Raw genomic sequence first — 25,518 nt, 5'->3', positions numbered from 1 at the left:
TCCTGCGGGAATTGCGCGAGCCGAAAATCCACTTTGCAACGTGTTCTTCTTTGCAAAGTTAGTTGAGGCCGTGCCCACGGAAAGCGAAGTAATTAGTCGGAGCATTGCCAATATACATCAAACATTTTAAAATAACTACTTGGCTTAACGCAGTCATTGCACTGATTTTATATTTTCTTAACTTATTAAAAAAACAGCCCTTAAAGGACTGTTATGTAAGTGAAGTCGATATATTAGGCTCTAGAAACATACTTTCCATCAGACGTATTAATTATCAGGACATCACCCTGGTTTATGAAAAATGGCACTTGAACAATATGTCCAGTTTCGAGTGTGGCTGGCTTCGATCCGCCACTTGCAGTGTCACCTTTAATTCCTGGTTCTGTTTCCGTAACCTCTAATTCTACGTTGTTAGGAAGTTCTACTCCTAGGATTTCGCCTTCATAGGTAATGACAGATACTTCCATGTTCTCTTTCATAAATTTTAATTCATATTCAATTTGACTTGACGAGAGCTCGATTTGTTCATACGTATTTGTATCCATGAAGGCATGAGAATCTCCAGAAGCATATAAATACTGCATTTTTTTCGTTTCTATGTGTGCTTTCCCTACTTTTTCACCGGCACGAAAAGTCTTCTCTTGAATGCTTCCATTACGTAAATTACGTAGTTTAGAACGAACAAAAGCTGCCCCCTTCCCTGGCTTTACATGTTGGAATTCGATCACCTGCCAAATCCCATTATCCACCTCAATAGTCAAACCTGTCTTAAAATCATTAACTGAAATCATCTAGTATTCCTCCCGTTACAACTGAATTAATTCTTTTGCTGCAAATGTTAATCTTTCATTTCCTGTTTCTGTAACCACAATGTCATCCTCGATTCTACATCCACCAACTGAAGGTACATATATTCCCGGTTCTACTGTTACTACCATTCCAGGCTCCAATTTCTTTTCTGACTTAAAAGAAAGTCCTGGACCTTCATGTACCTCAAGTCCTAATCCATGACCAGTTGAATGTCCAAAGTACTTACCATAACCTTGTTCTGTAATATAATCTCTAGTAGCAGCATCTGCTTCGATTCCCGTAATACCTGGCTTTATGCTAGTAACCCCTCTAAGTTGTGCTTCTAACACAATCTGATAAATAGATGCAAGTTGTTCATTAATTTCTCCAACAGCAACCGTTCTTGTAATGTCTGAGCAATAGCCTTGATATAATGCTCCATAATCTAATGTAACAAGTTCACCTGATTGTATCTCCTTGTTTGAAGCTACACCATGAGGTAATGCAGAACGTTCTCCAGAAGCAACAATAATGTCAAAGCTGGATGACGTAGCACCCTGCTTACGCATAAAAAATTCTAATTCATTAGAGATATCAATTTCTTTAACACCTGGCTTAATATAAGATTGAATATGTTCGAATGCATCATCAGCGATCTTTGCAGCTTTTTTCATGATTTCTAACTCATCACTTGTCTTAATTAATCGCAGCTCTTCTATGATACCACTGACTGGAACTAATTCAACATCTAACGTATTTTTATATTGTTCATATTGGCTAAACGTCACATGATCCTTTTCGAAACCAAGTCGTTTAATTCCCATTTCTTTTAACTGATCATTAATCTCTAAATCAATACCCTGCTTATGTTCAACTACTTTAAATGCTTTTGCTTGTGTACTGGCTTGTTCTGTGTATCGAAAATCTGTTATAAATCGTGCATCATTGCTACTAATTAAAGCTACTCCAGCCGTACCTGTAAAACCAGAAATGTAACGTCTATTTATCGCACTCGTAATTAAAATTCCATCTACTTGATTTGATTCAAAAGCAGCCCTAAGTTTAGTTAGTTTCTCCATAAACTCATCCCTTTCTATTTATTATCTATAGCATATATGGATGTATTCAGTTTATCATAAAGCGCTTCTTTTGAATAACACAATGGGTATTATGAGTTCTTATTATCATCAGCCCTGTGAAAATCGTGATAATCATAGGAAATGGAATATCCAATAAACGTACCATATAAAATAAAAACACATATTGTTGTTACGATGGTATTCATATTCAAATCAGCTAACTTTGGAACTGTTGAGAAGATTGGATTCATGATATAGTAGATCAATACCCATAATAAAAAACCGTAAGCCACACCTACCCAAATGGAATTAATCTTCTTGAATAACCCAAAATAAATAAGTGCCGTTAATAAGGATAGAAGGCCAATTAAAAAGATTGTTACAACATTACCAAGCCATGTATCGATCCACTCCGCATGAAACCAAGAGCTTAATACAAATGATTTCGGAGCTACTTCGGAAAAATTAAAATAATAAAGAACTGTTCCGAATGTACTCCATAACAATCCACCAATAAATCCTGTAAGTAGTGACCTTGATAAAATTGTCATTGGCGTTTCCTGTTTATTCTGTTCAAGTTGTTGATTTTGCTCACTCATAATACCACCTCCATTCCGTATTATGACCAATTGCTTGTAAACCAATCCTATAAACCATCGCTTTACTTAATAATTTCCAATTTTAATCTAGTTAACCAAGCTTAATTCCAGTAAAATAAAAAGAAAAGCTTAGAATAATTTACATGAATCCGGAAAGAATTTATAGTAAGTTAGCATTTCAAAGTTAGTAACCATGTAATTCTTTGAAAAATGTATGTAAAAAATGATATACCATGATGAGAAAGTGGTATAGAGTTTATACAAGTCAATTATTGGAATAATGAAGGAGGACACACACAATGAAACGTACAAGATTATCCATCCCTGTTTACATCATTATAGGTCTAGCAGCTATTGGTCTAATATCACAGTTGTTTACAAATACGACAAACTTTTTTAGTAATCTTTTTATTTCACTGGGTATAGGTCTTGCTATATTTGCTGTTTTTTATTTTGTTTTTCTTAGAAAGAGAGCAACATCTAACGAAATGAAAAAATATAAACAAGCTGTAAAACAATCCAAAGCAAAATATGACCATACACAACCAAGAAAAAATCCTGTTTCTGCTGGAAAAAAACAGCAATCTATTCAACCACGAAAGAAACGCAATAAACGCGCAACTCATCTACGTGTGATTGAAGGTAATAAAGCCAAACGAAAAGACCGCGCTTCTTTTTAATTCAAAGCGCGGTCTTAGTATGTAACTGTGTTGCAAACTTATTATCTTGGCCAATGTTCTAAAAATTTCTTAGCACTACGATATCCTGTATCCATCAATTGTTCTTTTGTTTCTTCACGAATATCAAAATTTATACTACCAACATTCTTGATGGGAATAAAAATAATATTGTTTTTTTGTGACTTTGAAATATATCGTGAATCATGAGCTTCTTTCATTGTTACAAACAATGCATGGAACATATCTAATGCATTATTTATCTTCCTAGGCGCTATATTATTTAGCGTAGATTCACTCAATTTCATTCCTAAAATTGGTCTACTTATCTTCTTATCTCTATCCTCAAATACCCATAGAGGGAAATTACTTAGTAGTCCTCCATCGATTATGATACTCTTCTTATTTTTACTACTCGATAATTTCTTAGGTATAAAGAAATAAGGAAATCCAGCGCTCATTCTCACTGCTTTAGCAACTGGGAACGTTTCAGGATTAATGTCGTAAATCCTTTCTAAATCATCCGGAATAACGACCAGCCTTCCTAAAGATATATCACTTACCACAACTTTTAAGTAACTCGAATTTATATCTTTAAATGTGTAAATGTCTTTTCGTGCTAGTTTATCATATACCCAACGTTCAAGCTTATTCCCTTTATTAATTCCTAATTGAAAATATAAAAAAGCCCATTTCGTAAATGGCAAAACCTTTGTAAGAGCTGGAGGGTCAATAAGCTTCTGCAAATCCAACTCATCTAACATGTTTTGAATATCAGAAGCGGTATATTCTGCAGCAAGTAATGATGCTACAATTGCTCCTGCAGAAGTCCCTGCAACACGTTCAAGTATCAGCCCACGTTCTTCTACACGCTTTAACGCGCCAACAAATGCATATGCTTTTACACCTCCGCCAGAAAAAACACCATCTATTTTCATATGTTGTCTCCTCTAATCCGTTTTCAAAACCTTGTGATTGTTTTACATGCAATAACATTAATACCATTATTTAAGCTAGTAAAACACACTTTATATATCTTTAAGCACAAAGAAAACAAATTAGAACTGATAAATGAAAGACTTTATAAAAATGAGTCCAAGATGAAATCAAAATAGTTAACCCAAAAGTGAAAGTTCAATTAGTGGGGTTTTATTTATCCCCCATTGATGTCAGTACCACAAAGGTATGACACCAAGGGCTTTGAACCAATCGGACATGTACTGATAGTCGAACCCCCGCTCACTTATCCATATTGGTTTCACTTTATTCTTGAAGTGCGGGTCTTACCAGTTATATGTGGGATAATTGTTGATACGCAGCGTAGTCAAAATACGTAGACTCCTTGAAAAAGAAAGAGGCTTTTCTGCGAACGATGAATCGCTTCCGAACTCTTCCTTATCTTGCTGCAAAAGTACGAGCTGAAGATCCCGCAGGAAAGTGATCATTGCTTTCCAAGGAAGTGTAGTATTTTGGTGAAGAGATGGGAAAACCTGTTTGAAGTAAACAAATAGAGGGCTGGGATAAAACACAACTTCTTTACTCAAAATACGAATAATCATGTTATCAACAGGAGTATCATCGCCGCACCGTGAAAATATACGCGCTTTCCTCGGGCACGGCCTCAGCTAACTTGGTAAAGAAAAACACGTTACCAAGTGGATCTTCGAACTCGTGCTGTTCCCACCTGAGTCTCGTTTATTTCAGGTACTAAATGAATGATTCCAATCAAAAAAACGAATGATAATTAATTTCTGATATGGTCCCCTTAAGGTAGACAGATTAAAAAATAAAAATCTGCTTCTACATTAAGGGGAGTTTTTATGACTCACAAATCATATTCAGTAGAATGGAAATATGAAGTATTGATGGCTTTTAAGAATGGTTTAACACATAGCCAGTTATCCGCAAAATATCAAGTTAATATGTCTACAGTTTATAGGTGGGTAGAGAATTTTGAAAAAGATGGGATCCTTGGTTTAAAGTACTCAAAAACGTTTAGACGTTATCCTAATGAAATAAAGGCAGCTGCAGTTAAGGATTATATTTCAGGAACGTATTCTATGCGCGATATCTTAAGAAAGTATCATATCTCCAGTAAATCCGTGCTTTCGGATTGGATAAAGAAGTATAATGGTCATAGAGAGTTAAAGGATGCAAGAAAAGGGAGAGTAAACGCTATGACTAAAGGAAGAAAAACAACGTGGAAAGAACGAATAGAAATCGTACAAGCTGCGTTAGGGAATGATAAGAATTATCAACAAACAGCACAGTATCACGTATCATATCAACAAGTATATCAATGGGTGCGAAAATATGAAGCTGATGGCTGGGATGCATTAAAAGATGGTCGAGGTCGCTCCAAAGGGGTAGAAGAATTAACAGCTGAAGAAAAGCTGAAGCTAGAGATGCGTCGAATTGAAAAAGAGAATGAACGTTTACGTGCGGAGAATTTGTTTTTAAAAAAGTTAGAGGAGATCGAAAGGAGGCGAAATTAAGTACCGTACGATTTGAAGACAGGTATGTTGCCATTCAGAAAGTAAATGAAAAAGAAAACCTACGTATTCGATTACTTTGTGATATTGCAGCTGTTCATCGGTCAGCTTACTATAAGTGGCTGAAACGAAAGCCTTCAGCACAGGAGTTCCAGAATAAAGCGATTATGCAAGAGATGGTAGACCTTCAATCACAAACGTATTTATAGATTGATGAAAATAGCCGGTATACAATCTGTCATTCGAAGAAAGAAAAAATGGCATAAACGCACACTCCCTCAACATATCTCTGAGAATATATTGAACCGTGAATTCACGGCGAATAACCCCAATGAAAAATGGGTAACAGATGTAACAGAATTTAAATATGGTAACGCAAAGAAAGCTTATTTAAGCGCTAATCTCGATTTATATGACGGTTCTATCGTTAGTTACGTTTTAGGGAATTCCAATAACAATCAACTTGTATTTAAAACGCTTGATCAAGCTATCGAGCTTCTAGATGGAGATCGCCCGCTTATTCATAGTGATCGGGGTATCCGTATACATCTAAAATGTTTAAGCAAAAGATAGATGCCGCAGATGACGCAAAGTATGTCACGAGTCGGACGATGTATTGATAATGGACCGATGAAATCTTTTTGGGGAACACTGAAAAGCGAGAAGTATTATTTAAATAAATATGAGTCCTTTGAAGAATTATCTGCATCCATAGAGAACTATATACATTTCTATAATTATGATAGATATAAAAACGATTAAACGGCCTTAGCCCTATCGAATTTAGAGCTAAAACCACTTAAGTCAGTTTTATTATTTCCACTGTCTACTTGACAGGGGGCACTTCATTTTATTGTTTCTTCATTCTTTTGTCTCAGACTCATGATCTATAAATCAAATACTTTTGTCTCAGTCTTTGCTGTTCTGAGCTATTGTTCCTCTGCTTCTCGATGCATTTTTTTAAGTTCTTCCACTCTTGCTCCATCATGCTTAAAATAATTAACCACATCGCCAATTCGGTCAATCGAATTCCAGCTTAAATGATGTTCTATACCTTCAACATCATCGTATATATTATCGTGTTCTACACCAATAATTTCTAGAAACTCTTCCAATAATTCATGACGAAAGACGAGTCGTTCTCCAACTTTTTTTCCCTTTGGAGTTAAAATAAAACCTCTATATTTTTCATAGTTTAAGTATTCGTCTTTATCTAATTTTTGTACCATTTTTGTGACGGAAGAAGGATGAACTTCAAGTGCTTCTGCAATGTCCGATACCCTTGCATATCCTTTTGATTCCATTAAGTTATAAATTTGTTCAATATAATCTTCCATACTAGGAGTAGGCATTAATTTTCCTCACTTCCAAGAATAATTTTTAGTCTAGTGCAAAACTGTTTCTATATATAGGATACAGGAAATAAGAAAGTTAAACAAGCGTTATCATGAATTTGTCCATAAAATTCCTAACAGTAAGCTTTTCTATTTTTTTCTTCGTCATTTAGGCAATTTACAAAGAATAACTTTTGAAAAATATTGGTATACAAACTATAATAGAGGATGTATAAAGGGAAACTTCAATCAGTGGGAGGCTTGTTTATTCCCCCACTGATTGTTAGTTGATCTAATCGGACATTTACTGGCAGTCGATCCCTCACTGACCAATAACAGTTTCACTTTATTGCTTGAAATGGGGGCTTATTGCCAGTTATATGTGGGATAAATGTGATAGACGGGGGAAAAAGAATGGAATTATTAGTAATATTCATCGTTGTTCTTATCGCATTCGGTGTATTTCGTTTCTTTAGACAGCGAATGTACTTAAAAACATTAACCGAAGAACAATTCCGTGAAGGTTACCGCAAAGCGCAACTTATAGATGTACGCGAACCACAAGAATTTAAACGTGGTCATATTCTTGGTGCTAGAAATATACCAGTCACACAAATGCGCCAGCGCTTAATTGAAATGCGAAAAGATAAACCAGTATATCTTTATTGTCAGAGTGGATCACGCGCAGCCAGAGCGGCACAGCTTTTGCATAAAAAAGGCTACGAAGATATTAATGTTTTAAAAGGTGGCTTTAAAAAATGGACTGGTAAAATAAAGTAATTACTGATCCAAACGATTATGAAGATACATAAAACCAGCCTTTGTTCCAAAAGGCTGGTTTTATGTTAAACATATTTATTCGTTGTACACGTACAGTACTTATTTCTATAACATTACTCTGAATTAGCTTCATATCTTAAAATCGGTTTGCGCGCAGCAGTAGTTTCATCCATACGCTTGACAATTGTCTGATGTGGAGCATCTTGAACCAATTCTGGTTCATTCCTTGCTTCATCAGCTATCGTTAGCATTGTATCAATAAATCCATCCAATGTTTCTTTTGATTCCGTTTCTGTTGGCTCTACCATTAATGCCTCTTCTACATTTAATGGAAAATAAATGGTAGGCGGATGATAACCATAATCCAACAATCGCTTAGCAATATCTAAGGTGCGGACACCCAATTTTTTCTGATGCTTTCCTGATAGAACAAATTCATGCTTACAATGTTGTTTAAATGGAAGGTCGTATTCTTTTTCTAATTTTCGCATCATATAATTTGCATTAAGGACAGCGTATTCACTTGCTTTCTTCAGCCCCTCTGCTCCCATTGTTCGAATATACGTATAAGCTCTTAAGTTAATCCCAAAATTACCATAATAAGGTTTGACTCTACCAATTGATTGCGGACGATCATAATTAAAAACAAATTGATCTTCTTTTTTAATTAGTAATGGCTTTGGCAAGAAAGGTTGTAATTCGGCTGAGACACCAACCGGTCCTGAACCTGGTCCACCACCACCATGAGGTCCTGTAAAGGTTTTATGAAGATTTAAATGGACTGCGTCAAATCCCATGTCACCAGGACGAGCGTAACCCATAATTGCATTAAGGTTTGCTCCATCATAATAGAGCTTCCCTCCAGCATCATGAACGATTTTAGCCATCTCCACAATTTCTGTCTCAAATAGTCCTAATGTATTCGGATTTGTTAACATGAGAGCCGCAGTATCTTCTCCTACAACCCGTTTTAAATCTTCTAAGTCTACTAGCCCTTTTTCATTCGATTTAACCGTTACAGCTTCAAAACCTGCAACTGTAGCTGATGCTGGGTTAGTACCGTGTGCAGAATCTGGTACAATGACTTTAGTACGCTCGGTATCCCCATTTGCCTCATGAAATGCACGGATCATCATTAAAGCAGTCCACTCTCCATGTGCTCCAGCTGCTGATTGTAAGGAGACTTCATGCATTCCAGTAATTTCTCGTAAGGCACTCTGTAGATCATACATCATCTCCATTGCACCCTGAACACTTTTTTCTGGCTGATCAGGATGTATATGACTGAATCCATCCATTCTGGCCACATCTTCATTTATTTTTGGATTATATTTCATTGTACAAGATCCTAGAGGATAAAATCCTGAATCAACACCATAATTACGATTGGATAGCCCCGTGTAATGTCTCATTATATCTAATTCACTTACCTCCGGTAATTCCGGAGCTTCTGTACGGATGTATTTATTACCTAACTCTGCATTCAAATCAACATCTGGCACATCCAATTCTGGTAGACTGTAGCTCGTTCTGCCTAGTTTACTACGTTCAAATATAAGTGGAAAATCCTGATTAGCCATTGATATCCCTCAATTCTTTTGCAAACTGGTCAATCTCTTCTTTCGTACGTATTTCTGTAACAGCTACTAGCATACATCCTGTTAATCCAGGATAATCTTTTTCAAGATCATAACCACCAATAAATCCTTTTTCCAAGAGGCGATCATTTATACTAGCTGCTGGCTTATTTAATTTTACTACGAATTCATTGAAAAACGCACCCTCATAGGCAACAGTGACTCCTGCTTGCTGCAGTACTTGTTTGGCGTAACGAGCTTTTTTCATATTAATAGCCGCCATTTTACGTAACCCATGCTTGCCAATGGAACTCATTGCCACTGAGCTAGCTAATGCATTTAGTGCTTGATTGGAGCAAATATTAGAAGTAGCCTTGTCTCTGCGAATATGTTGCTCTCTTGCCTGTAGGGTAAGGACAAACCCTCTAACGCCGTCTTCATCTGTTGTTTGACCAACTAATCGACCAGGTACTTTTCGCATTAATTTTTTGGTAGTAGCAAAATAACCACAATGAGGTCCGCCAAATTGTGCAGGTATACCAAACACCTGTGTATCTCCTACAACAATGTCAGCACCAAACGCTGCGGGAGGAGTCAAGTAGCCTAAAGCAAGCGGATTACTTGAAACGATAAACATTGTCTTCTTTTTCGATTCTAACAATGTTTGAATTTCCTCCATTGGCTCAAGTTGCCCAAGGAAATTAGGGTATTGCACAACAATACTTGCTGTCTCATCATCTATCGCATCGCTTAATTGATTGACATCCGTTTTCCCATCCTGTAAGTCAATTTCTACAATTTCTAATCCGGGACCCTTAGCATATGTTTCGATAACCGCACGACTTTGTGGATGAACAGCTTTAGACACAAGGATTTTTTTTCTTTTCGTTTGTGCAGCACTTAGATTAACAGCTTCGGCTAAAGAAGTACCCCCATCATACATAGAAGAGTTAGCTACAGGCATTCCTGTAAGTTCAGAAATCATCGTTTGGAATTCAAAAATTGCTTGTAGCTCACCCTGTGATATTTCTGGCTGATAAGGAGTGTAAGCGGTATAGAACTCTGATCTTGAGATCACATGATCAACGACGGAAGGAATAAAATGATCATAGACACCAGCTCCTAGAAACGAACGGTTTTGTTTTAAATTGGCGTTTTTAGCTGCCATATCTGCAAGTTCTTTTTTAAGCTTATATTCATTCGCAGGCTTCTTTAAGTTTAATTCGTTATTGAAGCGAACATTCTCTGGTATATCAGAAAAAAGTTCTTCCGTACTATCAATTCCAATGGTATTTAACATTTCTTGCTTATCTCCATCTGTCATAGGCAAATAACGAAATTCCATCTTGTTTCCCCCTATTTTTCTCTTTTATAAAATGGCGTTTTTACAACCTTCGCCAACAATTTTCTTTTTCTTACCTGTACGGTTAATTCCACACCCTCATTTGCTAGTTCTGTTCGAATAAGTGCTAGACCGATATTTTTTTGCAGTGTAGGAGCTTGTGTTCCAGAAGTGACAAATCCTGCATAGTCATCATTATGATAAATTTCATAGCCTGTTCGTGGAATTCCCTTATCCACCATCTCAATACCTACTAGCTTTCGCTCTACTCCATTTTCAACTTGGTACCGCAAAGCTTGTTTTCCAATAAAATCTGCTTGCTTATTCACCTTTACCGCAAAAGAAAGACCCGCTTCTATTGGACTAATTTCTTTTGAAATTTCTTGTCCATATAAAGGTAGATTAGCTTCAAAGCGTAACGTATCTCTTGCACCTAGCCCAATTGGTTCAAGTCCTTTATTTTTACCAGCTTGAAGAATCAGCTCCCACAGTGCAATACCACTTTTAGCAGAGATATAAATTTCAAATCCATCTTCGCCGGTATAACCTGTACGTGAGACGAGCGCAATATCATTTAATTGCCCTAGCTGAACAGCTTGTTGAAATCGGAAAAAACGAATATCGGATAGATCCGTTTCCGTTACCGTTTGCAGAATTTCTTCAGCATATGGTCCTTGTAATGCTAGCTGAACAATCTCATTGGAAACATTTTCAATCGTTATTTCGGAATCACTAAATGTATTATGACTTACTAACCATTGGTAATCTTTATCTGTATTTGCAGCGTTTACAACAAGTAAATAATCATCCTCATCAAGCATATAAATAAGGAAATCATCCACAGTTCCGCCATCCTCATAACACATAAGGGTATATTGAGCTCGATTAGGTGTTAATTTGCCAACATCGTTTGTAACCATTTTCTGTAGAAAATCTAAGCTTTTTGGACCTTTTACCGTAATCTCTCCCATATGGGAAACGTCAAATAATCCAGCCTTTGTTCTTGTAGCTTCATGCTCATGCTTAATACCTGTAAATTGTACCGGTAAATCCCATCCACCAAAATCAATTGTCTTCGCACCATATTTCTCATATGCCGAAAACAACGGTGTTCGTTTTAACTCACTCATTCCCTCCACTCCCTTAGCAATCATAATAGTCTGTAATTTCAACTTTCAAAAAAATAGAGATTTCATTGTATTACAATGAAATCTCTGTCCTTCTACCAGAAAGTTGCATACGAATTCGTAGAATAGTTCGTACTTGCTTCGTGGGTGGTTTACACAGGTATACTGGTAAACACTCTCCAGAGTTGCGTCCTACAAGAGTCTTTTTGCCTGAGAGATTCGCTTCGGCTTGCTCCTTCGGCGTTACATAGAAGAAATAACCTTTCCCCTCTTTGTAAGCTCTCCCCTTGTATTCATTCGCTTTTATGAAAAAATGTAGAGTTGGTTATACTATGTAACAATACCAATGAAAAATCTATTTTACTGTGAATTATTATATCACATATTAAAAAAGATAAAATAGCTATTCTAAATAATCTTAGTAAAAAGGAAGTATATGATGAAATCCATTCACATAGAGAAAGATTCAACATTTATTAATGAACTTGAAAATCGGTTAGAAATGAATGAACCTATTTCCTCATGGGAGCTTTTCTCCATGGCTTTTCACGCAGAGAAAACGACAATGACCCCAAGCTTTAAAGGATTACGTGCACTGGAGTTTTTGCCACATGTAGATTTTTTAAACCATCAAATAAGCTCTGCAGAACAAGTAATTGAACAAATGAATGGCCGTGCAATTTTAGCTGATGAAGTGGGATTAGGTAAAACAATTGAAGCAGGCCTTATTTTAAAAGAGTACATGATACGTGGACTAGTTAACAAAGCATTAATTCTTGTCCCCGCTTCATTAGTGAACCAATGGGAAAAGGAATTAAATGAAAAGTTCTACATACCAGCAGTTGCTTATCGTAAGAATATGAGCTGGGAACAAGGGAACATTATCATTTCTTCTATGGATACTGCAAAAAGGTCTCCACATCGGGATACTATATTAAATTTAGACTATGATTTTGTTCTGGTAGATGAAGCGCATAAATTAAAGAACCATAAAACTAAGAATTTTGCCTTCGTACGTTCTTTGAAGAAAAAATATTGTCTATTACTTACTGCCACACCTGTACAAAATCAACTTGTAGAAATATTTAACCTTGTCTCCATTTTAAAACCGGGTCATTTAGGTAATTACGATACGTTCTTAAAGAGCTATGGTAAAGATCGCAAAAATATGAAACAGGACATGTATTTAAAGCAGCTTGTTCAAAAAGTAATGGTTAGAAACACGCGTAAGGACACTGGATTAAATCAAATCAAACGAAATATCGAAACGATTTGGACCGAATTCTCAAAAGAGGAAAAAGAGGTGTATGAAAGTCTGGAAGATATTTCGGTATACCTCCCTTCCTTTTCAAAAATTACGTTCCTTCGAGAATTCTGTTCTTCAAGGGAGGCCTGTTATTTATCCTTAAAGAAAATGCTAGCGGAACAACCTGACCTAGAAGGTTTTCAACGGATAACAGAGGCAATTGAACAACTACCAAACCATAAGAAGGCCGAAAAAGCTGTTGAACTTATAAAGGAAATCGGCAATGAAAAAATAATTATCTTTACCGAGTACCGAGCAACTCAACTTTATTTACAATGGTATTTACAACAGAATGGTATTTCCTCTGTACCTTTTAGAGGAGGATTTAAACGTGGGAAAAAAGATTGGATGCGACAACTTTTTCGGGACCATGCACAAGTATTAATTGCTACGGAAGCAGGAGGAGAAGGAATTAACCTACAATTTTGTAACTATATGATAAATTACGACCTACCATGGAACCCAATGCGACTAGAGCAACGTATTGGCCGAATTCATAGATATGGTCAGAATAAAGATGTGCATATTTATAATTTTGCACTTAAGGATACGGTTGAAGAGCATATTATGAAACTTTTATATGAAAAAATAAATCTTTTTGAGCAAGTAATTGGACACTTAGATGATATTTTGGCTGAACTGGCTATACCTGACATTGAGCATGAATTACAGGAAATTTATTCTGAGTCAACAACAACTGGAGAGGCTAAGGTTAAGCTAAATAATCTTTCAGCAATAATCCAGCAAACCCATGATACTAACTATGAGGAGGAACAATATTATGGCAATACCTGACTTAAATAACTTCTTAAAATCTTTTTTCACTGCCCATCATTGCTCACTACTCCTCGATCAGGATGGTGTTCTAACCATACAACTAACAGAAGAAATGGACCGAGCTTTGATGAATCGACCGTTCTATTGGCATTACATGAAGAAAATGGGACACTCTGGTGAACCAATGCAATTAACGTTAATAACGAATCCAAATAAACGTGACGATGAAGGAGAATGGATTCATTTTGGTAGTCCAAGATTGCAACAAATCATTGGTTATTTACAACAGCAAGAGAAATATACCAAATTATTCCAAAAAGTTAATCCAACGGTAAATACAGCTCTTTACCCTTGGTTAGTAACAAACATTAAAGTAAGTTATAGAGGAAAGTATAAAAGAGATGAGCTTTTCTCCATTGGATTAAACCTAATTAATGGAACGATGAAGTCGGATATGATGAAGATATTAGATTCAATCCCATTGCATACAACTATTTCTGATTTTTGTTATACGCTATCACCACTTGTTAAATTAAAGAGTGGATATCGAAGAATAGAAGCAGTTGTTGATCAGTATATAGAGAATCAAAACCATGAGTGGGCTTCCGAAGCTTTGGAGGAGTTGCAAACAGAAATAGAATTACTAAAATATTTTTATACATCCGATAACGATAATGAGCAAATGGAAAAAGAAATAAAGGAAATTAATGAAAGGTATCAGCCAAGAATCACATATCAGGTTATAAATGGAGGTCTATTTTATTTAACTTCTGAAATAGTGTAAGCAGGCTCAGGTTACGCCTGCTTATTTCTTTTCTTTACCATAATTCGAAGAGCAAATGGAATGACGCCTAACCAACGGTTTCCATATATAGGGTCATAACTTTGCGGTTTCATTTTTCGTTTCTTTCTCTCCGTAGCGGGCGTATCCATATACGTCACTACTTGTTCTGTTACAAATTTAACATAATCTTTCGTTGACATATAACCTTCCCTTCATAGATGTAGGTACTTTTAGTTTTTCCAATCCATTTATCAATATTCTTAGAAAAATAAAAAACAGTAAAAAAAAGAAGGATATACGAGATAATTGTCGAATCAATTACTTAACTGTGAATTCAAGAGGAGGTGAAAAAGTTTGTGAACCCTGCTGTAGCGCTATCAGAACAAATACTTCATCATGCGATTATCATGGAAGCATCTGATATTCATTTTTCTCCATCAGCTGAAAAAGCGACGATTTATTTTCGAATACAAGGTAAACGTCAATTTTTTAAATCCATACCTGCTTCTACCTATCAATTATTGCTTACCTACTTTAAATTTAACTCATCAATGGATATCGGTGAACTTCGGAGACCACAAAATGGCACCATTAAGTTTTATTTAGAATCACTCGTCTATTCCCTACGATTATCTACACTTCCCGTTAAAGGTACCGAAAGTCTAGCAATAAGAATTCTCCCTCAAGAAGAAACCCTTCCAATTGATCAACTATTTCTATTTCCAAAACAATTGAAACACATGATGAGGTGGATTACCAAACGTTCTGGACTAATTCTAATAACAGGTCCGACAGGCAGTGGGAAGACCACTACCCTATATGCCATATTATCCTCCATTCTAAAGGATAAACCTTTCCAAGCCATCACGTTAGAGGACCCTATTGAAAAAGAACTGGAAGATATTTTGCAAGTTCAGCTGAATGAAAAAGCCGGAATTACGTATCAGTCGGGATTTAAAGCAGCGCTTCGTCACGACCCTGACATTATTATGGTTGGTGAAATTCGAGATGCTGGTACGGCACATTTTGCTTTAGAAGCATCGTTGTCTGGTCATTTAGTATTAAGTACTATCCATGCAACCCATGGTCTAGGGACAATTTTTCGATTAAAGGAATTTGGATTAACCACTGCTGATTTAATTCAATCCTTAATTGCAATTGCTTCCATCCAACTTATTCCAATCTCCACTATAAAACACGCAAATCGTTTAGGAGCAATCTTAGAATTACTCGATGGAACCTTATTAGAAAAACACATAAAAGGAAAGGAATTCAATCGTTTAACTGGTTATCAAACCTTTGATCACTTACGAAGGAAGGCTTTAGCTTATGGATACATTTCTGAAACATATTATCAACAAACACAAGAAAACAATGACACCTGATACCCAATTGCGATTTCTTAAAAGGCTTCATCGCTTACGTATAAATGGTTATTCGTTAATTGATGCACTAACAGTAATAGCTTGGGACAACGAACTGGAATGTGCCGCCAAACAAATTAAGCAGGCATTAGAAAATGGTTATTCCATGGAAGAAGCTATGCAACTTGTTTCCTTCCATCCCTCCATAACGAATTACCTCCTATTTGCACGTTCTAATCAAAATCTAGAGGATAATTTATCTAAATGTATAGATATGTACGAGTATCGATTGCAATACATTCAGAAGTTCCAACAGATCATTCGATATCCACTTATTTTATGTTGTATCTTTATTCCTCTATTGTTTATATTGAAGCAATCCGTACTTCCATCATTTCTCGATTTATATGAATCAAGTCCGGGATCGTCAGCATCAATTGTCCTAGCTATGCTAATCTTAGATTGGTTAGGAATTATTTTCTTTCTGAGTATCATCGCTGCCCTCGCTTTTTCTATTTTTTGGAAGTTTTATAAACCTCGTATCTCCATTGAAAATCAAATAAAATTATACAATCGACTCCCTCTTTTCCGTACCTATTTAAAACTACAAACATCCTTTCTTTTTGCTAATCAATTCAGTTCATTAATTAAAACTGGTATTTCCTTTAAAGACATTCTAATTCAAATGAATAATCAAGATAAACAACCAATTATTTGCTACTATGCAAATTTAATGAAAGAACAATTAGCTAAAGGTATGCAGTTACCTACTCTATTATCCCAATTTACTTTTCTAGAGAAAAAACTAACCAATATTTTTCAAAAAAATAGCAATACAGAAACATTAGAAAAAGATTTAAGTATATACGCACAAATTCTAATGGAGGAGTTTCAACGGAAGATGCTTCAAATTATTACGTATATTCAACCTATTTTCTTCATCATTGTTGCCAGTTTTATTTTATTTATCTATATCACTTTAATGCTACCTATGTTTCAACTCATCAAATCAATATAAGGAGGATACTTTATGCCATCTGATAATAAAGGTTTTACTTTAATTGAAATGCTAATCGTTTTAATGATTATCTCCGTATTAATCATACTTATTGTTCCAAATCTTAGTGAGAAAAGTAAAGATGTAAATAGCAAAGGTTGTAAAGCTCTTGTAGCTGTAGTTCAAGCACAAGTAGATACTGTTTATGCTGAATCAGGAATATATCCTACAAGCTTAGATGCGATGGTTCCAAAGTATATAAAGGAAGAACAGAAGAGCTGCAGTAATAAAACACCTTTAAACTATAATAGAGAGACTGGAAAAGTCAGTGTCCCGGCTACATGATACGAAAGGCTTTACGCTCACCGAAATGTTGGTTGTACTAAGTATGCTGATGATAATGGTCGGGCTCAGTGTTCCTCCAATCGTATATGCTTTAGAAAAAATGAAGGAAAACGCATTATTTCAAACGTTAGAGTCTGACATAATGACAATTCAACATATGTCTTCTCTAACTACGAATAGAATCCAACTTATTCTTAATGAAAATAAATATTATGCGCTTAGGTCTAACCGTAAAATTATTCCGGACAGAAACCTACCTGAAGGCTGGCATATCGATTATTTCATTAATCCAATTATTGAATTTGATATAAATGGAAGTATTAAAAACCCAAGAACTTTTTATATCTATTCCCCTACAGCCAGATACAAAATTGTTTTCCCTTTTGGTAAAGGAAGGTATCGAATTGAAAAAAATGAACGGATTTACTCTAATTGAAGTAATTATCTCTGCTGCTATTCTTTTTAGTGCAGTATTAACATTGGTTCCTATACTATCTATTATGCAAACGGAAAGAGAGGTCTTAAGTACGCGCAGGTTAATAGCAAATGATTTACATGATAGCTTACAGCCCTTTCTATGGGAAGAGAAGGATAAACAAGAAGTCAACTACACCAAAGTGATAGCTAATAGCCATGTAAAGTATTCATTTCAGGTTTTAAGTAAATACGTGAAGGGATGTGCTCAATGGGAAAATGCCAAAAAAAGGAAAGAGAAGTTTTGTTTATACGGACAGCCAACATAAACAATCTGGGTTTAGTTTTATCACTACACTTATCATGGTTACTATCTTAGTAATAAGTTTGCCTTTTCTAAGTTATTTGTTAAAGAGTATCAGTAATCAATCGGATATCCATGAACTGTCAATTCAACAGTTTTTTCAGCATTTAAGAAATGAAGTGATGCAAGCAACAGATTTTCGAATTGTTGCTAATAAACTGTTGCTCGAGAGTAACGGAGCTACCGTATCTTTTGAGCTATATCAAGAGCTCATTCGTAGACAAGTTAATGGATTGGGACATGAAATATACGTACGTGGTGTTAAAGACTTCTCTTTAGCCCCACTATCTTATGGATTCCAAATAATTATTACATCCACGGAAGGAGATACGTTTGAAAAAGATATTATCTTATACGAATAACGAAAAAGGATTTATGTTACCTATGGTCATGTTTACGATAGCGTTAGTATTAATAGCAACCATTACGAATATCCAGCTTTATCAAAACAATAAACAAATGACTGCTCATCAACTAGAGCAAGTAAAAATGGAATCATTAATTCAAATAACGAGGGAAAAATTAAAGAAAGATCTGCTCAAGGACAAAGACCTAAAAAGGAATTTATATCATCTACCAGAAGGTAACGTTTCAGTAGTAGTCACATTACTTGCAACCGGAAAGTATAAGGTCCTTTTTTCCGCCACAACAGTTACTCCATTCACATTTCATATTTTTGGTTATTTAGACATCACCAATGAATTTCTGAATAAATAAATATGACAAGGGATACCCTATAGAATGTAACATCATGACTAAAATGATATTTTCCTTTTTTCATCAATATTTGTTCATCACATTTCGTTTACAAGATCTAAATACTCGTTTATAATAACAATGATAAGGTTACCAAAAGGAGGGGAAAGCATGGATCGTATGTTTCGTGTGCTTGCTTTTTGGACAGGGATATTTACAGTCATGTTCTACATAGGAGATATGCAAAAAACTGCACTTCTTTTCCTTGTACAAACAGCCTTTTTCCTAGCAGTAAGTTATTTAAAACTATCTGAACGCATGTATATGTATTTATTCGGAGCTTATTGTACTATATTTTTTATTGGTTTTACATGGTATTCAGAATTTATACTCGTACCTGGTTTCGGACATTAAAAAGAAAGAGTCTCTGCTTAGATTTAAGCAGAGACTCTTTCTTTTTAGTTTTATAAATGAAAAAATTTGCCCATGTGGAAAATTATGGGCGTGGTGACCGGCTTCCAGAAAGCTAAGCGATTACAAGAATCACTCTAATCTAAGTCATCATTGGCTTGCAAGAGCAACATGATTCCTTTATCTCCGTTGACTCGTTCCAGTCACTACGTTTCTAATTGGGCGCTTCCGCTTTTGTTCTTTTTTTCAAAGTGTATTGCGATACAGCTCTTAAATATCTTAAATTCAAGTTATTTTTTTGATATTCTATTGACATGTCGTTTTTATCCCTATATAGTATTACTAGTAGCTTAACTTATATCCCTATTTTTAAAGAGCAGAGCACATCCCCCAAAAACCCTTCTTGTAATAAGAAGGGTTTTTTCGTAATTCAGGAAATGAAAAAATTTATCCATGTAGATACTTATGGGCGTGTTTAGCCGCGTCCAGCTCCAGCACCTAGAAACGAGGCGAATTCACAAATCGCCCTCATCTAAGTCATCGTTGGCTCGCAAGCTCACCGTGTTTCCTTTATCTCCGTTAACTCGCTCCAGTCGCTACGTTTCTAATTCGGGCGCTTGCGCTTTTGTTCAAAGATAAGAAAGGATAAAAATTTGGTTATACCCGAGTGTTTCTAATTATCCATTATTACAATAAATCGATTGGTGTTACTCTAATACTTAGATTGAAAAGAAAGGATTATGCTTTTTCTCATGAATAAGACTAGTTTTTGGACCATGCCCTGGGTATACAACCAAAGATTCATCTAATCGATATAATTGATTTATAATACTATCTTCTAATTGCTTCATATCTCCACCAGGAAGGTCTGTTCTCCCTATTCCTTCATTAAATAAAACATCACCACTGACAATAAACTTTGCATTAGAAAAGATAAAAGTTACACTTCCTGGTGAATGTCCAGGCGTATGGATCACATCAAAATGGAAATTACCGATAGCCATCTTTCCTGGATGCAATAATCGATCCGGTCTACTTGTAAGAATTCCCCTTTGCATAAAGTACAATGATCCGTTTGCTTGAGGATCCTCAAGCCAGGAAGCTTCCAGTTTGTGTATGTAAACTTCGACCTTATAATATTTACGTAAGTCATCAACTGCTCCAATATGATCAAAGTGCCCATGTGTTAAGAGAATTGCTAATGGCTCGATATTTTTCTCCGATAAAAAATGAATAATTTTTGCTGATTCTCCACCTGGATCAATGATCAAAGCTTGTTGATTATCATATACAAGATAACAATTCGTACCCAATGGTCCTAAAGACATTCTTTCAATATCCAACAAAATTCCTCCCTAACCTTATAATGAAAATGTTTTCTACGTTTTGCCTCGACAAACGGCATATAATACTATAAAATAAATATTATAACTGGACTAGTTACATAATAATACAAATGAATTTCCTATAGCAACAAATGACAAGTTAGGAAGCAAACAAGGAGGATAAGTCTCATGCATATTGTCTTAGCAGTTTTATTTCTGGCTGTAGCTTTACTTGCGATTGTATCTGTAATTCGTCAATTGAAATACAAAAATATTTTCGCATTAGGATTTTCAGCAATTACAGCTTTAGCATTTGGATTTTTTGCAATCGCAACCATTATTTCAGAAATTAAAGGCTAATGAATACACAATATCTCCTGTTAAAAAGCTGACGAAAGCACAACGTCAGCTTTTTATTTTTGGATTAATCATTTCTCTACTTTCTTTCTATCTAACGGCTTGGATGCTGCCAGCCCTTCATTTTTCCCTAATAACTATCCGCCCGTAAAACGGGCGGTTTTAGTTTCGCCCTATAAGGGCACTTTACCAACGAGACCCCTAAAGGGGCTTCTGAATTGACCGTCAACCGTTTATCTTCCTACCTATTTTTAAATGGATCGACGTATTCACGTTTACTCATGTTGTCTCGTAGTCTATCCTCCGATTCTTGTTCACGAATGTATTTTGCCACAGTTTTTTGATTGAGCCCTACTGTACTGACATAGTAACCTTTAGCCCAAAATGTGCGGTTTCCATGATTGTATTTTAAGTTGGCATGTCTATCATGGATCATTAAAGAGCTTTTACCTTTTAAGTAGCCCATAAAGTAAGACACTGACATTTTTGGTGGTATTTTAACCAGCATATGGATGTGGTCAGTCATGGCATGAGCCTCAATAATTTCTACATCTTTCATCTCACATAAACGTCTTAAGATCACCCCGATGTCTCTTCTGAACTTGCCATAAATTTCTTTCCTTCTGTACTTGGGTATAAAGACTATGTGATACTTACAATTCCATCGGGTGTGTGATAAACTATTGTCACTCGACATGAGTAGATCTCCTTTCTATATATAGAGTCGGTTTGACGGCCAACTCTATTATATCGAAAGGAGATTTTTCTGTTACAACTCTACAAGTTTAATTCTCACACAGGCAGAGCCTGTGGTTTAAAAAACATCAATTAAAAAACTCCCCTCAAAGTAAAGCAGATTATTTATTTTCTTAATCTGGTTATTACTTCAAGGGGAATATCCTTCTTAATCATCTTGTTTCATCCAAAAAGATGAATTAACTTAAACTGTTACTTCATTTTACTATTATTTTTGATCGGTAAACTCAACAAATCGGAAAAGATCTCCATAAATTAAATCATCTGAGTAACCTAATTCTTTATCTACTCTTTTGCTAATTGGATCACAGGCACTCTCAACGTTTTGATCCGTAGCTTCTTCCTTTTGATCTATTTCTACTGGTTCTCCAGTTTCTCGATTATAACAAGTGTCACTTGCAAAGATATAATCATCACTAATAAAATTACCGTTTCTTAAAGCAATGTAACCTTTTCTTTCATCACTAAATAAGTCATTACCAAAATGTAAGTCATTTTTATTTTCAACACCTAACAAGCTCAACAATGTTGGCTTCACATCAATTTGACCAGAAACTTCTGATTTCACTTCACCTTGACCATGGCCAGGAATATGAATAAAGAACGGAACTCTTTGTAACTGTACATGATCATATGGTGTGATTTCTTCCTTATCTAAATACATACTCATTGCTCGATTATGGTTGGCACTAATTCCGTAGTGATCACCCATGATGATAATAATGGAGTCTTCATATAGTCCAGCATCTTTTAGTTGATCGAAAAACTGCTCAATTGCTTCATCCATATATCTTACTGTTGGAAAGAAATTATTTAAAGTATTTGAATTGGAATCGTACGGTTCAATGGATTTATCTGTTTCATCCAAATCAAATGGGAAATGATTCGTCAATGTGATTAGCTTTGTGTAAAATGGTTCTTCCATTGACTGAAGGTATTTAATGGACTGCTCAAAGAATGGTTTATCTTTAAGTCCCCAGCCGATTGAATTTTCTTCAGAAACTTCATATGCTTCTTCCCCATAGAAGTGATCAATTCCAAAGCTCTGATACATTTGATCACGATTCCAAAAGCTCTTGTTATTAGCGTGCAGAACACTCGAGTAATACCCTTCTGATTTCAATATTTCTGGCATAGCATGGTATTCATTCTGCGCATGTGTAAAGAAAACAGCTCCACGAGAAAGTGGATATAGAGAATTTTCAACAATAAATTCTGAATCGGATGTTTTCCCTTGTTCTGTTTGGTGATAAAAATTCTCAAAATAGTACGTATCTTCATCCTCTGTTAAACTATTTAAGAAAGGCGTAATTTCCTGTCCATTTACTTCATTATTTATTACAAAGCTTTGAATAGATTCTGCATTAATGAATATAACATTCTTATCTTTAGCTACTCCAAACAAATTTGATTTTTCTTTTGTTTTCACATTCTCTTCAATATAAGCTTTAATATCTGGAATCTCATTACCATCTGCAAACACTCGTTGTGTCTTCGCTTTAGTATGTGTTGCAATATCATAAACATGGTAATTAAACAGACCTATATTTTTCACTAAATATTCCCGATCGAAGGCACGTGTAAATAATTGCGGCCGCTCCATCTCTGCCAAAAAGAAATTACCAGCCAATAATACAAAGGACATGGCTAATGTAAAGACTTTACCACTTCTCGGATAAAAAACGGTCATACGTTCCATATGTTTTCTACTTAAATACCAGATGATTGCTACATCTACGAATAGAAGTATGTCATACGGCTTAACAAGCGACAGTATGCTTTCCGTCAAATCAGCGGCATTACTTCCTTGAAATAATTGGGGTATGGTAATAAAATCCGTAAAGGAACGATAAAAAACTAGATTAGCAAATAGGATGATTGTACCAATTAAAGCAGTATATCTTAAGAACTTCATTTGTCTGCTCTGTTTTCTTATCCAAACACTTAAAGCAAAAACTAAGAACGCTGAAACAAAAGGGTTTATAAACAAGATTAACTCTTGCATAGAATTTTCGAGATCAATCGAAAACACAAACCGGTACACAATGTACGTTTTAATACCAAATAGTACAGTAGCTACTATAAATAGGGGTATTTTTAGCCGTTTCAACTCCATAAACTTATCCTCCTGCTATCCCTTTTGATTTTTATATTTTTCTTACTTTTCAACCAATATCAAACAGATTTATTCTTGATTTCATTTCCCTGTTGAAAGATATTATAAACCAAAAGTAAATATTTGTTAATCGAATGTAAACCCAATTATCGTATATGACGAAATCAATGAAATAAAAGTTTCATAGAATGCGATTTTTTTTACATCTTCCATTGAACTAGTGACAGCTAATTGGTGAATGTGATGTGTTCGATCTTCTGTTTAACTAAAAATGCTGCTCCAATGATACCAGCATCGTTCCCTAATTGAGCAAGCTTTAATTCACAATTTTCACTAACCCGGGACAAAGCATATTTATCAAATGACTCACGTATATCATAAAGAAATGCTTCTCCAGCTTTAGATACTCCGCCACCAATTAAAACTTTAGCAGGGTTTACAATGGTGCCTATATTAGAAATTGCCATTCCTAGTACGTCTGCGGTATTTTTCACAATTTCTCGAGCGGACTTATCACCAGCAGCAGCAAACTGAAAAACATCTTTTGCAGTAATAGAACCATGCTCGGAAATGTATGTAGCAAGTAAACCTGACTGATTTTCAGCCTTTTCCATTGCTTGCCTTACAATTCCAGTCGCTGAAACAATCGTTTCTAAACAGCCTATTCTACCACAATTACAGGTATAACCATCTATATCAATTGTAATATGTCCGATTTCTCCACCGATTCCCGCTTCACCGTTTACTATTTGTCCGTTCGTGATAATACCACCACCAACACCGGTACCCAGCGTTATAGCTACTAGATTTCTAGCTTGGTTCCCAGCACCTTTCCAATTTTCACCCAGCACAGCAATATTGGCATCATTCTCTACAAATACTGGTAAGTTTGATCGTTGCTTTAATTGATTACCTAGATCATAATTTTTCCATCCGATATTAACTGCCTCATAAACAAAACCTGTTTCATCTTCAATAAATCCAGGTGCACCTACACCGATCCCAAGCACCTGATCGTTCGTATATTGATCATGTGATAATTGTCTTTCAATCGAGTTCCAAATATCGTCTACAATTTGAATACCCTCATTTTCGGTAATTGTAGGTATCTCCCATTTTCTAAGGATATCTCCTTGATTATTGATAAAACCAAGTTTTGCTGTTGTTCCGCCAACGTCTACTCCAATAATAATTTGATTCATGCATAACTCCCCCTTAATTTTTACGCAATGCTTCTATCTCTTTTCGTAGAAGTAATTTTGCTTGCAAATAATCATCATTTCGAATGAATTGAAGTTTATATAGTTCATCCAATTCCATTGCCATTATTTCTAAATCTCCGATGCGATTACCCGTATAAATAAATGTACCATATTTTTTCAAAAGCTGCTGTATATCATAGATTGATTCCATTAAATTCATCACCATTACTAGTATACTAAATGTACGTATTAAATAGAAATACGAACTTAGACGTATCTTTAAAAACATAAGAAAAACGGAGCAAAAATTTGCTCAGTCCTTATCACTAAATGCTCAAATTTACGCTTCCTCTAGTAGCTATTATGGAATAATAGCCCCTGCTTACTTGACCACCACTCCGGCTGCCCACTTCCCTTTCCGTGGGGTTTGTCCTTCAGCTAACTTTTTTAGCAAAACCCGCTCAAAAAAGTGGATCTTCAGGTCAAACATTTCCCACAGGAGTTGAAG

At 35.5% G+C, this 25,518-nt stretch carries 27 protein-coding genes, 1 pseudogene and 1 riboswitch; of the genes and pseudogenes, 14 read left to right on the top strand and 14 right to left on the bottom strand.

What is annotated here, in order from left to right; all coding sequences use genetic code 11:
• Positions 1-233 precede the first annotated feature (233 nt).
• From efp to RVS70_RS18195, 3 genes are all read right to left on the bottom strand, one after another.
• A complete protein-coding gene (gene efp / locus RVS70_RS18205) occupies positions 234-791 on the bottom strand; it encodes an elongation factor P (protein ID WP_026681124.1) in 558 nt (185 codons plus the stop codon).
• Between the two features lie 15 nt (positions 792-806).
• The gene (locus tag RVS70_RS18200; RefSeq protein WP_166530854.1) at positions 807-1,868 is read right to left on the bottom strand and encodes a M24 family metallopeptidase; all 1,062 of its coding nucleotides are present in this window, start codon (positions 1,866-1,868) and stop codon (positions 807-809) included.
• Between the two features lie 89 nt (positions 1,869-1,957).
• Entirely contained in the window at positions 1,958-2,467 is a 510-nt protein-coding gene (locus tag RVS70_RS18195; RefSeq protein ID WP_321134315.1) for a YqhR family membrane protein, read from the bottom strand.
• 299 nt (positions 2,468-2,766) lie between these two features.
• Between RVS70_RS18195 and RVS70_RS18190 the strand changes: the two genes are divergently transcribed.
• Positions 2,767-3,147, top strand: a complete 381-nt coding sequence (locus RVS70_RS18190; RefSeq protein WP_321134313.1) for an SA1362 family protein — start codon at positions 2,767-2,769, stop codon at positions 3,145-3,147.
• Between the two features lie 41 nt (positions 3,148-3,188).
• Here the strand turns inward: RVS70_RS18190 and RVS70_RS18185 are convergent, their stop codons facing one another.
• A complete protein-coding gene (locus RVS70_RS18185) occupies positions 3,189-4,082 on the bottom strand; it encodes a patatin-like phospholipase family protein (RefSeq protein WP_321134311.1) in 894 nt (297 codons plus the stop codon).
• A gap of 882 nt (positions 4,083-4,964) precedes the next feature.
• Between RVS70_RS18185 and RVS70_RS23435 the strand changes: the two are divergent.
• Positions 4,965-6,439, top strand: a pseudogene (locus RVS70_RS23435) (IS3 family transposase).
• Positions 6,440-6,565: 126 nt separating this feature from the next.
• On the opposite strand, the gene mntR reads toward RVS70_RS23435, so the two are convergent.
• Entirely contained in the window at positions 6,566-6,988 is a 423-nt protein-coding gene (mntR, locus tag RVS70_RS18170) for a transcriptional regulator MntR (RefSeq protein WP_026681129.1), read from the bottom strand.
• Between the two features lie 396 nt (positions 6,989-7,384).
• Between mntR and RVS70_RS18165 the strand changes: the two genes are divergently transcribed.
• Positions 7,385-7,750 (top strand): rhodanese-like domain-containing protein, encoded by a 366-nt coding sequence (locus tag RVS70_RS18165; protein ID WP_026681130.1) that lies wholly within the window; start codon positions 7,385-7,387, stop codon positions 7,748-7,750.
• 113 nt (positions 7,751-7,863) lie between these two features.
• Here RVS70_RS18165 and gcvPB read toward each other — a convergent pair whose 3' ends face one another.
• The 3 genes from gcvPB to gcvT are packed head-to-tail and all read right to left on the bottom strand — an operon-like array spanning position 7,864 to position 11,799.
• Complete coding sequence (gene gcvPB / locus RVS70_RS18160) at positions 7,864-9,330, bottom strand: aminomethyl-transferring glycine dehydrogenase subunit GcvPB (RefSeq protein WP_321134307.1); 1,467 nt, start codon at positions 9,328-9,330, stop codon at positions 7,864-7,866.
• Complete coding sequence (gene gcvPA / locus RVS70_RS18155) at positions 9,323-10,672, bottom strand: aminomethyl-transferring glycine dehydrogenase subunit GcvPA (RefSeq protein ID WP_321134305.1); 1,350 nt, start codon at positions 10,670-10,672, stop codon at positions 9,323-9,325. The genes gcvPB and gcvPA overlap by 8 nt, the downstream gene beginning before the upstream one ends.
• An 11-nt stretch (positions 10,673-10,683) precedes the next feature.
• Positions 10,684-11,799, bottom strand: coding sequence for a glycine cleavage system aminomethyltransferase GcvT (gcvT, locus tag RVS70_RS18150; RefSeq protein ID WP_205388615.1), 1,116 nt, complete (start codon positions 11,797-11,799; stop codon positions 10,684-10,686).
• Between the two features lie 185 nt (positions 11,800-11,984).
• Positions 11,985-12,093: riboswitch (glycine riboswitch) on the bottom strand.
• 142 nt (positions 12,094-12,235) lie between these two features.
• Here gcvT and RVS70_RS18145 point away from each other — a divergent pair.
• Both RVS70_RS18145 and RVS70_RS18140 read left to right on the top strand, forming a co-directional pair.
• On the top strand, positions 12,236-13,897 hold the full coding sequence (locus RVS70_RS18145; protein ID WP_321134302.1) for a DEAD/DEAH box helicase: 1,662 nt from the start codon (positions 12,236-12,238) through the stop codon (positions 13,895-13,897).
• Positions 13,884-14,663, top strand: a complete 780-nt coding sequence (locus RVS70_RS18140; RefSeq protein WP_026681135.1) for a YqhG family protein — start codon at positions 13,884-13,886, stop codon at positions 14,661-14,663. The genes RVS70_RS18145 and RVS70_RS18140 overlap by 14 nt, the downstream gene beginning before the upstream one ends.
• 11 nt (positions 14,664-14,674) lie before the next feature.
• Here the strand turns inward: RVS70_RS18140 and RVS70_RS18135 are convergent, their stop codons facing one another.
• Entirely contained in the window at positions 14,675-14,863 is a 189-nt protein-coding gene (locus tag RVS70_RS18135; protein ID WP_026681136.1) for a YqzE family protein, read from the bottom strand.
• A 156-nt stretch (positions 14,864-15,019) separates the two neighbouring features.
• Here RVS70_RS18135 and comGA point away from each other — a divergent pair, with 156 nt between their 5' ends.
• The 8 genes from comGA to RVS70_RS18095 all read left to right on the top strand — a co-directional run bounded on the left by comGA (position 15,020) and on the right by RVS70_RS18095 (position 19,257).
• On the top strand, positions 15,020-16,048 hold the full coding sequence (gene comGA, locus RVS70_RS18130; RefSeq protein WP_321134299.1) for a competence type IV pilus ATPase ComGA: 1,029 nt from the start codon (positions 15,020-15,022) through the stop codon (positions 16,046-16,048).
• Positions 15,993-17,045: a competence type IV pilus assembly protein ComGB gene (gene comGB / locus RVS70_RS18125; protein WP_321134297.1), complete on the top strand. Its 1,053-nt coding sequence runs from the start codon at positions 15,993-15,995 to the stop codon at positions 17,043-17,045. Before comGA ends, comGB begins: the two co-directional genes overlap by 56 nt.
• A 12-nt stretch (positions 17,046-17,057) precedes the next feature.
• A complete protein-coding gene (comGC, locus tag RVS70_RS18120) occupies positions 17,058-17,369 on the top strand; it encodes a competence type IV pilus major pilin ComGC (protein ID WP_026681138.1) in 312 nt (103 codons plus the stop codon).
• The gene (comGD, locus tag RVS70_RS18115) at positions 17,353-17,805 is read left to right on the top strand and encodes a competence type IV pilus minor pilin ComGD (protein WP_161629270.1); all 453 of its coding nucleotides are present in this window, start codon (positions 17,353-17,355) and stop codon (positions 17,803-17,805) included. Before comGC ends, comGD begins: the two co-directional genes overlap by 17 nt.
• Positions 17,783-18,112, top strand: coding sequence for a Tfp pilus assembly protein FimT/FimU (locus RVS70_RS18110; protein ID WP_162986425.1), 330 nt, complete (start codon positions 17,783-17,785; stop codon positions 18,110-18,112). Before comGD ends, RVS70_RS18110 begins: the two co-directional genes overlap by 23 nt.
• Positions 18,063-18,509 (top strand): competence type IV pilus minor pilin ComGF, encoded by a 447-nt coding sequence (locus tag RVS70_RS18105; protein ID WP_080668669.1) that lies wholly within the window; start codon positions 18,063-18,065, stop codon positions 18,507-18,509. Before RVS70_RS18110 ends, RVS70_RS18105 begins: the two co-directional genes overlap by 50 nt.
• Positions 18,481-18,864, top strand: coding sequence for a hypothetical protein (locus tag RVS70_RS18100; RefSeq protein ID WP_026681141.1), 384 nt, complete (start codon positions 18,481-18,483; stop codon positions 18,862-18,864). Before RVS70_RS18105 ends, RVS70_RS18100 begins: the two co-directional genes overlap by 29 nt.
• A 150-nt stretch (positions 18,865-19,014) precedes the next feature.
• A complete protein-coding gene (locus tag RVS70_RS18095; RefSeq protein ID WP_026681142.1) occupies positions 19,015-19,257 on the top strand; it encodes a DUF2626 domain-containing protein in 243 nt (80 codons plus the stop codon).
• A gap of 716 nt (positions 19,258-19,973) precedes the next feature.
• Here the strand turns inward: RVS70_RS18095 and RVS70_RS18090 are convergent.
• Positions 19,974-20,597: an MBL fold metallo-hydrolase gene (locus RVS70_RS18090; protein ID WP_026681143.1), complete on the bottom strand. Its 624-nt coding sequence runs from the start codon at positions 20,595-20,597 to the stop codon at positions 19,974-19,976.
• Between the two features lie 171 nt (positions 20,598-20,768).
• Here RVS70_RS18090 and RVS70_RS18085 point away from each other — a divergent pair, with 171 nt between their 5' ends.
• The gene (locus RVS70_RS18085; protein WP_080668670.1) at positions 20,769-20,939 is read left to right on the top strand and encodes a DUF2759 family protein; all 171 of its coding nucleotides are present in this window, start codon (positions 20,769-20,771) and stop codon (positions 20,937-20,939) included.
• 238 nt (positions 20,940-21,177) lie between these two features.
• Here the strand turns inward: RVS70_RS18085 and tnpA are convergent, their stop codons facing one another.
• The 4 genes from tnpA to RVS70_RS18065 all read right to left on the bottom strand — a co-directional run bounded on the left by tnpA (position 21,178) and on the right by RVS70_RS18065 (position 25,221).
• On the bottom strand, positions 21,178-21,633 hold the full coding sequence (gene tnpA, locus RVS70_RS18080) for an IS200/IS605 family transposase (protein WP_121604857.1): 456 nt from the start codon (positions 21,631-21,633) through the stop codon (positions 21,178-21,180).
• 267 nt (positions 21,634-21,900) lie between these two features.
• Positions 21,901-23,808, bottom strand: coding sequence for an LTA synthase family protein (locus RVS70_RS18075; protein WP_321134295.1), 1,908 nt, complete (start codon positions 23,806-23,808; stop codon positions 21,901-21,903).
• A gap of 227 nt (positions 23,809-24,035) precedes the next feature.
• Positions 24,036-25,010: an ROK family glucokinase gene (locus tag RVS70_RS18070; protein WP_026681145.1), complete on the bottom strand. Its 975-nt coding sequence runs from the start codon at positions 25,008-25,010 to the stop codon at positions 24,036-24,038.
• A 13-nt stretch (positions 25,011-25,023) separates the two neighbouring features.
• On the bottom strand, positions 25,024-25,221 hold the full coding sequence (locus tag RVS70_RS18065; RefSeq protein ID WP_026681146.1) for a YqgQ family protein: 198 nt from the start codon (positions 25,219-25,221) through the stop codon (positions 25,024-25,026).
• Positions 25,222-25,518 lie beyond the last annotated feature (297 nt).

This window comes from Virgibacillus sp. M23 (genome assembly GCF_034190895.1).
Classification (GTDB): Bacteria; Bacillota; Bacilli; order Bacillales; family Amphibacillaceae; genus Virgibacillus; species Virgibacillus salarius.
Note: the sequence above shows the minus strand (reverse complement) of the source record. Positions and strands in the feature narration are given on the sequence as shown.

Bases quoted from the DNA above. Each gene is read 5' to 3' on its own strand.
- efp (WP_026681124.1), bottom strand. From the start codon at position 791: ATGATTTCAGTTAATGATTTTAAGACAGGTTTGACTATTGAGGTGGAT.
- RVS70_RS18200 (WP_166530854.1), bottom strand. From the start codon at position 1,868: ATGGAGAAACTAACTAAACTTAGGGCTGCTTTTGAATCAAATCAAGTA.
- RVS70_RS18195 (WP_321134315.1), bottom strand. From the start codon at position 2,467: ATGAGTGAGCAAAATCAACAACTTGAACAGAATAAACAGGAAACGCCA.
- RVS70_RS18190 (WP_321134313.1), top strand. From the start codon at position 2,767: ATGAAACGTACAAGATTATCCATCCCTGTTTACATCATTATAGGTCTA.
- RVS70_RS18185 (WP_321134311.1), bottom strand. From the start codon at position 4,082: ATGAAAATAGATGGTGTTTTTTCTGGCGGAGGTGTAAAAGCATATGCA.
- mntR (WP_026681129.1), bottom strand. From the start codon at position 6,988: ATGCCTACTCCTAGTATGGAAGATTATATTGAACAAATTTATAACTTA.
- RVS70_RS18165 (WP_026681130.1), top strand. From the start codon at position 7,385: ATGGAATTATTAGTAATATTCATCGTTGTTCTTATCGCATTCGGTGTA.
- gcvPB (WP_321134307.1), bottom strand. From the start codon at position 9,330: ATGGCTAATCAGGATTTTCCACTTATATTTGAACGTAGTAAACTAGGC.
- gcvPA (WP_321134305.1), bottom strand. From the start codon at position 10,672: ATGGAATTTCGTTATTTGCCTATGACAGATGGAGATAAGCAAGAAATG.
- gcvT (WP_205388615.1), bottom strand. From the start codon at position 11,799: ATGAGTGAGTTAAAACGAACACCGTTGTTTTCGGCATATGAGAAATAT.
- RVS70_RS18145 (WP_321134302.1), top strand. From the start codon at position 12,236: ATGAAATCCATTCACATAGAGAAAGATTCAACATTTATTAATGAACTT.
- RVS70_RS18140 (WP_026681135.1), top strand. From the start codon at position 13,884: ATGGCAATACCTGACTTAAATAACTTCTTAAAATCTTTTTTCACTGCC.
- RVS70_RS18135 (WP_026681136.1), bottom strand. From the start codon at position 14,863: ATGTCAACGAAAGATTATGTTAAATTTGTAACAGAACAAGTAGTGACG.
- comGB (WP_321134297.1), top strand. From the start codon at position 15,993: ATGGATACATTTCTGAAACATATTATCAACAAACACAAGAAAACAATG.
- comGC (WP_026681138.1), top strand. From the start codon at position 17,058: ATGCCATCTGATAATAAAGGTTTTACTTTAATTGAAATGCTAATCGTT.
- RVS70_RS18110 (WP_162986425.1), top strand. From the start codon at position 17,783: ATGAACGGATTTACTCTAATTGAAGTAATTATCTCTGCTGCTATTCTT.
- RVS70_RS18105 (WP_080668669.1), top strand. From the start codon at position 18,063: ATGCCAAAAAAAGGAAAGAGAAGTTTTGTTTATACGGACAGCCAACAT.
- RVS70_RS18095 (WP_026681142.1), top strand. From the start codon at position 19,015: ATGGATCGTATGTTTCGTGTGCTTGCTTTTTGGACAGGGATATTTACA.
- RVS70_RS18085 (WP_080668670.1), top strand. From the start codon at position 20,769: ATGCATATTGTCTTAGCAGTTTTATTTCTGGCTGTAGCTTTACTTGCG.
- tnpA (WP_121604857.1), bottom strand. From the start codon at position 21,633: ATGTCGAGTGACAATAGTTTATCACACACCCGATGGAATTGTAAGTAT.
- RVS70_RS18075 (WP_321134295.1), bottom strand. From the start codon at position 23,808: ATGGAGTTGAAACGGCTAAAAATACCCCTATTTATAGTAGCTACTGTA.
- RVS70_RS18070 (WP_026681145.1), bottom strand. From the start codon at position 25,010: ATGAATCAAATTATTATTGGAGTAGACGTTGGCGGAACAACAGCAAAA.
- RVS70_RS18065 (WP_026681146.1), bottom strand. From the start codon at position 25,221: ATGGAATCAATCTATGATATACAGCAGCTTTTGAAAAAATATGGTACA.